The sequence below is a fragment of the Corynebacterium sp. c7Ub_26 genome (assembly GCF_053760365.1).
In genome coordinates, this window is sequence record NZ_JBSNBL010000001.1 from 682,215 (window position 1) to 694,046 (window position 11,832).

Annotated in this window: 10 protein-coding genes and 5 tRNA genes; 7 read left to right on the top strand and 8 right to left on the bottom strand. The window is 55.5% G+C overall.

Features of this window, described 5'->3' with window-relative positions; translation table 11 throughout:
* Nucleotides 1-4 precede the first annotated feature (4 nt).
* A complete protein-coding gene (locus ACWORE_RS02895; protein WP_296135717.1) occupies nt 5-1,396 on the top strand; it encodes a class I SAM-dependent RNA methyltransferase in 1,392 nt (463 codons plus the stop codon).
* 99 nt (nt 1,397-1,495) lie between these two features.
* Here ACWORE_RS02895 and ACWORE_RS02900 read toward each other — a convergent pair whose 3' ends face one another.
* On the bottom strand, nt 1,496-2,896 hold the full coding sequence (locus tag ACWORE_RS02900) for an HRDC domain-containing protein (RefSeq protein WP_455302473.1): 1,401 nt from the start codon (nt 2,894-2,896) through the stop codon (nt 1,496-1,498).
* Nucleotides 2,886-3,467 carry a DUF3000 domain-containing protein gene (locus ACWORE_RS02905; RefSeq protein WP_448234435.1) on the bottom strand — a complete coding sequence of 194 codons (582 nt, stop codon included), beginning with the start codon at nt 3,465-3,467 and terminating at the stop codon, nt 2,886-2,888. The genes ACWORE_RS02900 and ACWORE_RS02905 overlap by 11 nt, the downstream gene beginning before the upstream one ends.
* Before the next feature lie 431 nt (nt 3,468-3,898).
* On the opposite strand from ACWORE_RS02905, the gene hemE reads away from it, so the two are divergent.
* The 3 genes from hemE (at nt 3,899) to hemQ (ending at nt 7,404) form a co-directional block, all read left to right on the top strand.
* The gene (gene hemE, locus ACWORE_RS02910) at nt 3,899-5,053 is read left to right on the top strand and encodes a uroporphyrinogen decarboxylase (protein WP_455302474.1); all 1,155 of its coding nucleotides are present in this window, start codon (nt 3,899-3,901) and stop codon (nt 5,051-5,053) included.
* Entirely contained in the window at nt 5,047-6,516 is a 1,470-nt protein-coding gene (gene hemG, locus ACWORE_RS02915) for a protoporphyrinogen oxidase (protein ID WP_455302475.1), read from the top strand. Before hemE ends, hemG begins: the two co-directional genes overlap by 7 nt.
* 126 nt (nt 6,517-6,642) lie before the next feature.
* The gene (gene hemQ, locus ACWORE_RS02920) at nt 6,643-7,404 is read left to right on the top strand and encodes a hydrogen peroxide-dependent heme synthase (RefSeq protein WP_455302476.1); all 762 of its coding nucleotides are present in this window, start codon (nt 6,643-6,645) and stop codon (nt 7,402-7,404) included.
* An 84-nt stretch (nt 7,405-7,488) separates the two neighbouring features.
* Here hemQ and msrB read toward each other — a convergent pair whose 3' ends face one another.
* From msrB to ACWORE_RS02950, 6 genes are all read right to left on the bottom strand, one after another.
* Nucleotides 7,489-7,920, bottom strand: coding sequence for a peptide-methionine (R)-S-oxide reductase MsrB (gene msrB / locus ACWORE_RS02925; protein WP_296135707.1), 432 nt, complete (start codon nt 7,918-7,920; stop codon nt 7,489-7,491).
* Nucleotides 7,921-8,074: 154 nt separating this feature from the next.
* Entirely contained in the window at nt 8,075-8,977 is a 903-nt protein-coding gene (locus ACWORE_RS02930) for a dihydrofolate reductase family protein (protein WP_455302478.1), read from the bottom strand.
* A 72-nt stretch (nt 8,978-9,049) separates the two neighbouring features.
* Nucleotides 9,050-9,120: transfer RNA gene (locus ACWORE_RS02935), tRNA-Cys, on the bottom strand.
* Nucleotides 9,121-9,212: 92 nt separating this feature from the next.
* A tRNA-Gly gene (locus ACWORE_RS02940) sits at nt 9,213-9,288 on the bottom strand.
* A 56-nt stretch (nt 9,289-9,344) separates the two neighbouring features.
* Nucleotides 9,345-9,419 (bottom strand) — tRNA-Val (locus ACWORE_RS02945).
* An 82-nt stretch (nt 9,420-9,501) separates the two neighbouring features.
* Nucleotides 9,502-9,574 (bottom strand) — tRNA-Gly (locus tag ACWORE_RS02950).
* Nucleotides 9,575-9,835: 261 nt separating this feature from the next.
* Here ACWORE_RS02950 and ACWORE_RS02955 point away from each other — a divergent pair.
* The 3 genes from ACWORE_RS02955 to ACWORE_RS02965 all read left to right on the top strand — a co-directional run bounded on the left by ACWORE_RS02955 (nt 9,836) and on the right by ACWORE_RS02965 (nt 11,652).
* Nucleotides 9,836-9,907, top strand: a tRNA-Val gene (locus tag ACWORE_RS02955).
* A 307-nt stretch (nt 9,908-10,214) separates the two neighbouring features.
* Nucleotides 10,215-10,889, top strand: a complete 675-nt coding sequence (locus tag ACWORE_RS02960) for a copper resistance CopC family protein (protein WP_406604618.1) — start codon at nt 10,215-10,217, stop codon at nt 10,887-10,889.
* A gap of 100 nt (nt 10,890-10,989) precedes the next feature.
* Complete coding sequence (locus tag ACWORE_RS02965) at nt 10,990-11,652, top strand: copper chaperone PCu(A)C (protein WP_455302480.1); 663 nt, start codon at nt 10,990-10,992, stop codon at nt 11,650-11,652.
* The last annotated feature ends 180 nt before the right edge of the window (nt 11,653-11,832 follow it).

An 11,832-nucleotide genomic window follows, 5' to 3' on the forward strand; every position in this document is an offset into this window, starting at 1 on the left:
ACGAGTGACGCACACTGAGAATCACCCACACGACGGTGTTCCATCCCATGTCACGATGGATATCACCGATTTTGCTTACGGTGGGCAGGGGATTGGTCGCGTTGACAATCACGTTGTTTTCGTCGACGGTGCTGTAGCTGGCGACCGTGATGTCGCCGTCGATATTGATGCCGAGCACAGTTCAGCAACCCTGTGGAGGGGTGAAGCCCGAAAAATTGGTCACCGCTCGCCTCTACGGGGTGATGGAGCGATATCGTGCCCAGCCGCCGAGGAAGGCGCAGGTTGCTGTGACTTTCTAGAGGTTGCGCCCGATAAGTCGGCTGAAGTGAAAGCCAGCATCACGGCAGATCAAATGCGTCGGATTGGGCATTTTGACGTCGAACCGACGTTTGAGACGTTGTCTCCCTATCGCGGGTGGCGTACGAGAATGCGGCTGGCCGTCGACGACGAAGGACGCGCTGGTCTCCGGGTCAAGTCCGGGCATCGCATTGTGACGAATGCGGTGTGTTCCCAAGCCGTGCCTGGTTTGATGGATGGCCTGGATGCCATGCATTTTAGTCCGGGCGCTGAAGTAATACTCGCGCTCGATTCCAATGGCATCCGCCACATTGTGGAAGTCGATGGTGGTGCGTCGTCGAAACATCGTTCCGGTACGGCGCGTTCACGTAGATCGCGTCGTGGACGACGGGGGCACAGCACGGTAATTGAGGGCGGAAACTACTGCGTTGAACGGATATCCGATAATGCCACCTCAACTCCGTCGGGACCAAGTAATAACCCGGCTGAGAACGATGGCGCTGCGGAGGGAACTGCCCATTCCGCGGGGGGCCGAACCTTCGTCCTTCCACCCACTGCTTTTTGGCAAGCCCATAGTGGTGCTCCGACACGCTACCGCGAGCTTGTTCGTGAGCTCCTCCCCGAGGTTCATGGTGGGGCTGCATGGGACTTATACGGTGGGATCGGGCTGTTCGCCGACATTTTGGCCGAAAAAACGCGTGGTCCTGTTGATTCCGTGGAGATTGATAAAAATGCTCGCACGTGGGGTCGACGTAGCTTGAACACCCTGGCTGAGCCCTCATTCAGTCCGTCGTCGATCAGGTTTCTGACCTCCAGGGTTGATCGCGCATGGTCGTCGCTCCGGCGAAATAACAAGGGGGGAGTGGATCTCGTTGTTCTTGATCCTCCGCGAAAAGGTGCAAGCACGAAGGTGATTGGTCAGATAGCGGCGGCGCACCCCCAAGCTGTGGTACACATCGCCTGCGATCCGGCGACAGGTGCTCGTGACTATGCGGCCTGGTTAGACCACGGTTATGAGATTTCCTCCATGAGGGTCATTGACGCGTTCCCCGGTACCCATCACATGGAGATCATTACCGCTTTTACCAAGAAGTCATAGATCCGCAATCACCCCGGGCCTGGCGCTGGTGGAAGTGGAGGAAATGAAGGCGCGGATTGTGCGGGATTAATAAACTGTGCGAGGCCTATTCTGCGACCTCTAATGGTTATGGTCTCCAAGAGCGTTGGCACACACGGGGGACACAATCCGTCGTTGCCACCGTCGGACGCCATGTCGGGCGAAGAACATGTCGATATCCGTCGCATGGACCTGTGGTTCCGACGAAAAATGCCACGCCATGAGCCTCACTATCTGTGGGGTGATGATCACTTCATGGGGGATACAGGTTTGTTCAGACACCACATTGATGGCCTCGGAACACAGGGAATACAGTTCTTCAGCTTTCTGCCCGCGTTCAGAATTGGGGAATCGCCGTCCTCCCGCATAGTGAGTATGTGAGTGATGTCCCCGGTGTCGTGACGGGCCCCAGTCGTCGTCGATTGCACAATGAGAGCGCGCGATTCCTGATGGGGATGCTGTGGTCTTGTTATGCTTCCCTTGAATCGCGCTCCACCATGAGCGCGCGTTTCGCATTGATCGGAAGTGTGCCGCATCCATCATTTCTTGAATCGTCCGAGGATTCTTCCGAGCAATCGCTATGAGGTCAGAATTCGATAACACCCGATGAGGAGAGCGATCTACCGCCCGCGCCCGCCGGTCCCGTTCGCGCGACAACGTAAAGGCAAGCTCACGTTGAGCAGGGGTAGACAGATTATTGAGTCCCTTCACCCTCAGTGAAGGTTCCACTGAGGGGGCATCAGCCAAGGTAGATGTGCGAATATATTCACACTCTTCGGTCCACCACGCGAAACGATCTAATTCCGAAAGCAACCCAGCCACTGCGGTGGAAAGCTCAAGGAGGCATTCGACGTCCAGAGCCGCGTAATCGAGCCATTCGTTGGGAAGGGGTCGTCGGGACCAATTCTCATGCCCATGCTCTTTGGCCAAGCGGTAACCGACTAAACCATCCACCATGTCGCCCAAGTTGACCTTCTTCAGCCCAGCTATGCGGCAGCCCAGTTCGGTGTCAAGCAGACGATGAGGAGCAAGCCCCATATCAAGAAGGGCAGGTAAGTCGGTCCGTGCAGAATGGATAATCCACGTTAGCCGGTTGACGACGGGTGCGAGGAGCCCCATATCGGAGCGGCAGGCTTCAGCGTCGACAAGAAATAGTCCGCTACCAGCACGTTTCAGTTGGAGAAGAAAGGCGCGATCGCCATAACGGTAAGCCGACGCTCGTTCAGTATCGACGGCGAGCGGGCCGTGGCCATTTGCCAACACACGGGCAGCATTCTTCAGCTCATCCTCGGTGGAGATTAACGACGGAGTTCCGCCCGATGGTGTCGATAACGGTACAGAAGCAGATTGTGGCGATAAAGGGAAAGTAGGAGAGGGCTTGGGTGCTGGGGAGATGTACCAATCGCCTAGTAGAGCCTCGTCACCGTCGTCGGGAAGATCATTGTCTCCGGACAAGCCATAACGCAGCATCCTACTGTCCAAGCTGAGCGACTCCTTCAGGAGGAAGTCCCGCTACCGACGCGAGAACGTGAGCGAACGCCTCGACGTGGGAAGCAAGATCAGTATCATCCGCTGTCCACGACGCACGCAGCTCAATCTGATACGCCTTCCCCGGGCCCCCAATATTCCCATACCGGGCCGACGACGTGGAGGTCACCGTGCCCCCGAGCTGCGAATAATGTGCCCCCTCACTGGTTAGGCCCTCAGAAAGCCATTGCCACGCGACATCAGGCAACAGCGGATCCGACGCGACCTCCGGATCCATGTCTGCCTGGATATATGCGACAAGGCGAAGAGCGTGGGACCAGTTCCCGTCGCTCCGAGGATCGTGAAGGAGAATCAGCCGCCCAAAAGCATCGCCGTCCGTGTCCCGCGGAATAGTGCGCGACTGTTCGTGATCTACTTCTAACCCCACGGCGTAGCTATATGGAGCTAAACGCTGGGGTGGGCGAATTGACCCCATGGATATTTCCCTACGCAATGAAGCCGTATGCATGGAAGCCACCGCGTCATGGAAAACCTGGGGTTCGTCGGTGGATCCATCATGATTCATGGATGCTGACGTCTCCTTACGAGGAGTAGCAGCGTTTAACCGGTGGGAAGCAGAATTGTCGTCGTGCGATGGCTGATCAATGCTCACACTTGGGCACGGTACAGTTTTCTGCTGTATTTGCTCAGGAGGCGCGCCGGGGGTTTGATGTCAAAGTCCCAGCTAGCGATGAGTCCTGTGCGTTGTTTCCCGTCGGGTGCTAGCTCGGTTTAGCTTGGTGGAACGGTGATGTGGGCTGAAACGCGCGGGATGCTGATGTGTAATCGGTTGAACGTTGCGCACTGGCAGGCTTACCGCGTCGCAAAAAATACTTAACGACGGGGGGACCGCAAAATCGCCTGTGCCAGTGGAATTTTAGCGACGGTGGGGTACACCCGGTAGGGGCGATTGTCGCGAGTGCTCGATTCGGATCGAGACCTGGCACTATGAACCATATGCATGGAATGAGTACGAATTCCGGCGATTCTCCAGATATAGCGTCGTCGCGCCGCACGTTGTCGCAGTCATCGTTACTCGACGCCGCGAATGGAGCCAGCCCGCATCATCGGCCTGTCTGGTTTATGCGGCAGGCCGGCCGCTCACTTCCGGAATATCGGAAGCTCCGGGAGAACATCGGGATGCTGGAGGCATGCTTTACTCCTGATGCCGCTGCTGAGATCACTCTGCAACCTGTGCGCAGACATAATGTCGACGCTGCGATCTTCTTTTCAGACATCGTTGTGCCGTTGAAGGCTGCAGGAATCGGGGTGGAGATTGTTGCTGGTCGTGGCCCCGTCGTCGATCGTCCCATTCGGTCACGGGCGGACATTGACTCGCTCCCTGAGCTGGATCCGGATTCCATTTCGGTCATCGGCGAAGCGGTCCAAGAAATCATTGGGGAACTCCGCGATGATCAGGCTTTAATCGGATTCGCCGGTGCTCCTTTTACCATTGCGTCCTATTTGGTTGAGGGCGGACCATCGAAAACCCACCAACACACGAAAGCCATGATGCATGCTGATCCTGACTCATGGCACGCCCTCATGCGTGTGTTGACGGACTACATCAAGGTTTTCCTCGGAGTACAGATCGACGCGGGAATTGATGCCATGCAGCTATTCGATTCTTGGGCGGGGTACTTGCACGCACGGGACTATACCGATCTGGTTGCCCCGTACTCGGCCGAAATCTTTAGGTTCGTGTCCGAGAGGTCCTCACAAGGTGGCCGTCGGCCTATTCCGCGCATTCATTTTGGCGTGACGACGGGGGAGCTGCTCGGTCCTATGGCGCAAACGGGCCCCGATGTCGTGGGGGTTGACTGGCGGGTGGACATGGCTACTGCGGCACAGCGCATTAACGTAGCTTTAGCGGACAAAAACGGGGACACAGGTCCTGGTGGGTTGGCGCTTCAAGGGAATATTGACCCAGCCTTACTTTTTGCAGGTGAAGAAGCGGTTGATAAGGAAATCGATCGGCTGTTGACCACCACGGATCAGCTTATCTCCGAAGGGAAGATTTCAGGTCATATTGTGAACTTGGGGCATGGTGTTCTCGCAGACACTGACCCGGACATTATTTCTCACATCGTAGAAAAGGTGCATTCGTGGTAAAGACGCGTGTTGCGGTTATTGGTGGAGGACTGTCGGGACTTGTCGCGGCGTATGAAATCAGCCGTCGCGACCCCAATGCCGACGTCGTTGTTTTTGAAGCCTCCGACGCGGTAGGTGGGAAACTTAAGACCGTTGATCTAGCTACCGGCAGTGTTGATGTGGGGGCAGAGGCGTACCTCGCTTTCCGTGCCGATGCCACTCGGTTCTTTACATCCTTGGGGCTGAAAGACCGACTCCGTTATCCGTCCGACCTCAAATCCGGGTTATGGATTGGCGACGGCACCTTACACTCAGTTCCGTCGCGAACCGTGATGGGAATTCCCGCTGATAGTTCCTCTGTAAAAGACCTCGTTGATTCCGAGACCTGCGCACGGATTGATGCCGAGGGGGAGGCATACCCCATACCGTGGGTGGAAGGCGAAGATACCTTACTCGGCGCGTTGGTCGCCGAGCGGATGGGGCAGCAGGTCGTGGATCACGTGGTTTCCCCATTGCTGGGTGGGGTGTATTCGTCCCGTGCCGAAGATCTTGGTCTACGCGCGACGATCCCGGAATTAGCTGCAGCCATGGATGACCTTTCGAACCACGGCGAGCCGGTGACATTAACGCGAGCTGCAGGTGCTGTTCTACAGCAACGCGATGAAGCACGTGAGGCCCGGGTGGCTGGAGGCGCGGCAGATGATGAGTCGCCGAGTGCGTCGGCGAAAAAGCCGCCGGTGTTTGCGTCGTTCGTCGGGGGGTATCGCGATCTGATCGATGCGCTGGTTGAGCAGTCGTCGGCCACTATTCGTGTGGATAGTCCTGTCGCTGCGGTATTACCCGCGGAGGCAGGAAGTTCCCGTCGGTTCCGCGTCGTGAGTGGCTCTTCGTCGACAGAGACTGAAGACTTTGACACTGTTGTCGTCGCTACCCCGGCGGATGTCGCGGGCCAGCAGCTCGCTAAGGTTGCCCCCGTGGCAGCAGACATTCTGGGGTCGATGGATCTAGCATCGAGTGTTGTTCTTGGTTTGCGGCTACCGACTGACGAGGCTATCCCGGAGAAAACGGGTATTCTCGTGTCACCTGACGCGGGGCTTCATGCTAAAGCCTTTACTTTCTCATCGCGGAAGTGGTCCCATGTTGACGATCACGTTGGTGCTTTCATCAGGGCTTCATTCGGCCATTGGGGCGACGATTCACTCGTCAGAGAAGACGAAGACACGCTGGTGAAATACGCTATCGACGATTTCGAAACCATTACGGGCCAACGTCTGCACCCCAAAGAGACGGTGCTTCAAAAGTGGTGGGGTGGTTTGCCGCGTTACGGCATGGGCCACGATGAACTCATTAATGTGGCGCTTAAGGACATCAGTCAAGTCGAGGGGCTAGAAGCTGCAGGTGCCATCTGGCACGGCGTCGGCGTTCCAGCGTGTATCGCGCAAGCGCGTGAGGCGGCGAAGAAGGTGATGGATACGGTTATGTGACAGTGATCAGAAGGCTCCTCCCTTCGCGTGGAGTCAAGAACAAAGTTCCACATATGTCGTGTGCATCGAGCTTCGTCGTCACATCGCGAAGTTCCGGTAGTTTACGAAGAAAAGAAGAGGTTGACCATGACTGAAAAACAGGACGACGTTCGTCAAGAAAATAGTGATAGCTCTGCTGACCCTGAGCACAAGCATCGTCTGAATTATAAGAAGCTGAATGCGACTGTTCGGTACGCGATGTGGTCGGTCTTCAAGGTTGCCCCCGGTAAATTGGGTGAAGACCGGGACACAGTGGCCCAGGAAATGCGTGACTTTATTGCTTCCTATGAGCACGAAGATCTCACCATACGAGGGATCTACAACGTTTCCGGTATTCGTGCGGAAGCTGACATCATGATTTGGTGGCACGCTGAAAAGATGGAAGATCTGCAGGAAGCTTACAATCGCTTCCTGCGTACGACGACGTTGGGACGTGCATGTACCGGGGTCTGGTCGCAGGCAGCGCTTCACCGCCCGTCCGAGTTTAACAAGTCCCATGTGCCGTCCTTCATCGCGGAAGAAGAACCGAAGCGGTGGATTGCCGTTTATCCGTTCGTCCGTTCGTATGACTGGTACGTGATGGATCCTGCGGATCGTCGTCGGATCCTGGCTGACCACGGAAAGATGGGACGTGATTACCCCGACGTCCGTGCGAACACCGTCCCGGCTTTCGCTTTGGGTGACTACGAATGGATTCTGGCCTTCGAAGGGCCGAAGTTGGACCGCATCGTTGATCTCATGCACCACATGCGCTACACAGAGGCGCGGCTCCACGTCCGTGAAGAGATTCCGTTCTTCACCGGACGACGAGTTGACGATATCGCTGAGATCACCGATCTCTTGCCATAGTCGTTTCGTCAACAAGCTGTCGTTACGAAGGCATGGGGCGTACTGCTAGGGGGAAACGGTACGTCCTCGCTTGATTTTTGGCTGCTAATCCTTGGTTGCCGGTTCTAGCGTGAGGCTGATGCTGTTAATGCAATAGCGTAAATCCGTAGGAGTGTCATAGCCCTCGCCTTCGAAGACGTGCCCCAGGTGGCTACGGCATTGCGCGCATTTCACCTCAACTCGGTGCATCCCGTGGCTATTATCAGCGACTTCAATGATTCGGTCTCCGGCGAGCGGGGAGAAGAATGATGGCCAACCACAGTGACTGTGGAACTTCTCGCGGGATCGGAAGAGCTCAGAACCGCAGGCTCGGCACCGGTAGACCCCTTCAGTTTCGGTATCGGTGTATTCACCCGTGAAAGGAGCTTCGGTTCCCGATTCTCTAAGGACCCGGTATTCGGCGTTGGTGAGTCGGGCTCGCCATTCATCATCGGTAAGGCGACGAAAGTCCTCGTGTTGTTCATCTTTGTCAGGCATTGTTTCCTTCCGGCTTCGTAAGAGATTGTTAACAGAGGTTACTGTTTTAACTCATTTCAACATCGCATTATGGTTCGTTATTTCACGGGGCCGTATAAAAGCTTTGGTTCGCCCTTTCCGATGGAGGGGCTAATTGCACCACCGTCCGTGTAGTCTAGGTGTGCTCGTTGCGTAGACCGTACCTAAGGAACACAGCTCCATCCTGGTCATACCCTATTGCGAGGAGTTCACCATCTGTGGGGGTGCCGGTGATCGTTTTGGCATCTTCGTCAGTTCCGTCGGAGGTTCCGTAGGCAATTCGCGGTGCATTGCCGGCCTGTACACCGGGATGAATTGTCAAGATCACTTCATCTACGGCGCGTGATGATATGAGTGATCCCAGAAAGCGAGGCCCGCCTTCACAATCGACGACGCTGTAGCGGTCGCTTAACCATTGACGGATATGTGTGCCGTCGAGTTTGTCGAGGACGTCGACGTTTATGCCGTGGTTCCGCAGCATTGTCCGGTTTTTGCTAAAAGTCGATGCTTCTGACGCACTTCGATCGGTGAGGATGAGAACTGAGCCCCCGTGCTGGGTTTCCTCGGACGAATGGTTCCCAGAATTTTCGTCTCCGTCTACCGGTTCCGACTGATCGTCATTGGTGTCGTCAGTGGTGGTGAGGGGAGAAGAAAGGAGGTCTGAGAGCTTTTTGTCATCCAACTGATGGGTAGTGAGGACCAAGTCTGCGGTTGGTGGTAGCACATGGTCGGCTCGGGTCTGGACTTCATGCGCGGTGAACTCGATGGGGCCATAGCTTTCGGCGAGGGCCGTGGACAGACCGGCTATGACGGCTTCGGTTTGACGTCGGTGCAGGGCGAACATGGCGGAGTCGATCGGGCCGCCGAGCTCTCCTGATGTGCCACTTGATGCTACGGAAGCGCCATCAATGGTCGATACCATGATTGCTCGAATGTTCAGTGTCTGTGGCGCAGGGAAGGGGAGGAAGCGCTCTAATGCGCTGTCGATATCAGGATCGTTTTCGAGCGGAAAAATCGTAACTGTGGGTGATGGTGCCATGGCTCCACAGTAGGCGGAAGTGCGCCCTGAGTTCTGTGGAAAATCCCCGTTGAAATAAATATGTTGAGATTGAGGTGGAAACGGGAATCGAACCCGTGTACACGGTTTTGCAGACCGTTGCCTCACCACTCGGCCATTCCACCATACGACGATGATGCGGAAAGGATTTCACTCACGCATCATGATGCACGATAGCGCAAAAGGGCAGTGATCTGCCCTTTTACACCTTGGTGCATGGAGCGGATGACGGGACTCGAACCCGCGACCCTAACCTTGGCAAGGTTATGCGCTACCAACTGCGCTACATCCGCGAGACTCATCGTGCAGCAGAAGTATGAAAGAAATTTTCTCAATCCGCTGCGATAAGTGGTGCGCGATACTGGGATCGAACCAGTGACCTCTTCCGTGTCAGGGAAGCGCTCTCCCGCTGAGCTAATCGCGCATGTCGTCGACCAGACCATGAAACTTCGATAGATCCATCGTCGAAAAGTCAACCTAGATAACTGAAATGTCAATTTCAGTTGAGCGGATGACGGGACTCGAACCCGCGACCCTAACCTTGGCAAGGTTATGCGCTACCAACTGCGCTACATCCGCATGACGTGTTGCGTTGGGCTCGGAAGCCCGTAACACGCGAAAGAAAGACTAGCCGTAGCGATAGCTAATGCACAAATCCCCAGGAAAACAGGCTCTAGCATGATCATTTCGGGGGGTTGCTGGCGTAACACTACGCGGACCGACCGTATCGAGCCAATGTGCCTCTACAGAGCCTCACCGCGTTTGGTACACAGGATTGTGGGAGCACGTCAACGTGATTTTTGTTCGTGACTCCCTATCGTGCTAAATTTTTGGCTTGTCGGTCTCATGGCTCAGTGGAAGAGCGTTCCGTTCACACCGGAAAGGTCGCTGGTTCGATCCCAGCTGAGACCACAGACAGCCCGGGCACCACGCGGTGTCCGGGTTTTCGCATATCTGGGTCCTGCCGCTGGTGGCCGGCGCAAACGTAGTGGGGGTGAAGTGGCGCGGATAGCGGGGAACTTCCTGACACGTTTCGACGACTAGTGTCTACGCGGTTTGCGAGTGGGCACCGGGCAGCTTGGAAGCGTTATATATCGCCACATCCGTGGTGGTTTCGTACCTGAGCACCAAGTGGCAGCGTGGCGTGTAGAGATTAAGAGATTTTGTGTGCCACGATGGAGAGAAGTAGTTGGTTTTACGCAGCTCTGGGAGGGCTGAGATGAGCGACAGTCGAACTGTACGGTTCCGAAGTGCGGGTGGCCTTATCGTATCCCTCATCCTTATCGTGGTGGGGGTGGTAGCATTTTCTCCGCAGGCCTGGGCTCATGACAGCGTGGTGTCGTCGTCGCCCGAGGATGGTTCGACAGTATCGGAGTTTCCTCACGACATTCAGCTGACAATGTCAGGCAACCCGAGAGATAATTTCAACACCATAGCGGTGTCGAATAAGTCGTCGGGGAAGGTCATTGCCAAAGGAACACCCACTATCTCGGGAAATGTTATTTCATTCACAGTTCTTGAGGATGTCGATGCCTCGCCGGGCACATACGTCGTGGGGTTCCAGATCACCAGTTCTGATGGACATTCGACACGTGGGTCAATTTCCTTCACATATTCTGGGGATTCTGACGAGGGAGAATCTGCAGCGCAGTCCGCGTCGGCGGGGGAGTCGGAGGGGAATACAGATGAATCCGGCGGTTCTTCTGTCCCCTCCGCGAATGCTAACGACGGAACCTCCCAAGACACAGACTCATCATCCTCGACGTCGTCGTCGCCATTTGGATCGAAAGCCCTGTGGCTATCTATCGCCGTTATCATCGTCATTATCGGTGCTCTCGTGGTTGCGTTACGACGTCTTCGTGACTCAAGCTCTGACGATCGAGACTCACGATAGAACACCATGCAGTAGGTCCTCGGAGGACGTCTCCGAGAATCCGAATATCACATTGTGGGGCGGGTTCTGTTCCACAAACGAAAATGAGGAGTTATAGAAAATGAGTACATCACGGTCAACATCTCGGCTGGCTGTTCGTGTCGCCGGAGCTTCAGTTCTGGCCCTGTCACTGGGGCTCGCTGCGTGTTCTGCCGACGAAGATTCGGATAAAGACGGCTCACAATCGGCCGCAACGACAACAACGTCGTCGTCCGCGAGCAGCACAGAAAAAGCTTCCGGCGATGTTTCATTGGATCAGGGCTATGTGAAGTCGAAGACCCCGGATAAAGCGATGACCGCGATTTTCGGAACTCTGAAGAACAACACCGATAAAGAGAAAGTCCTCGAGTCGGTGTCGTCGTCCGATGTCAAAGGTAATTTCGAACTGCACACCGTTGTCGACGGAAAAATGGTCGAGCAAAAAGAAGGGTTTAAGCTCCCCGCAAATGGGACTTTGGAGATGAAACCCGGTGGGGAGCACATCATGATTATGGACAATCATGATGAATTAGCTGCCGGGGACAAAGTTAATGTGCAGTTGAAGTTCAAAGACGGTTCCACGGAGAAAGTGTCTATTCCTGTCCGTGAACAGCCTTCGGGTGAGGAAAACTACGGCGGCGACGACAGCTCTGACATGTCAGGTATGTCAGACATGCCAGGTATGAGTGATTCGGCTCAGCCAGGTGGCCAAGCAGACCACTCCATGCACGGGCATTCCCACTAGATCAGCTACATCAGCCGGTTGATGTCGCGATATTCGAGGCATCATCTGGTTACTGATTTCTGCTGATGCCGACGTTTGAGCGCTGGCCTTATCCGCCCCTACGGTTACGGTCGGCGTCCCACGCCGTGTGGTGTCGTCCAGCGATCAGGGAAAACTCCACGTCAGCAGGAATTTTACCCC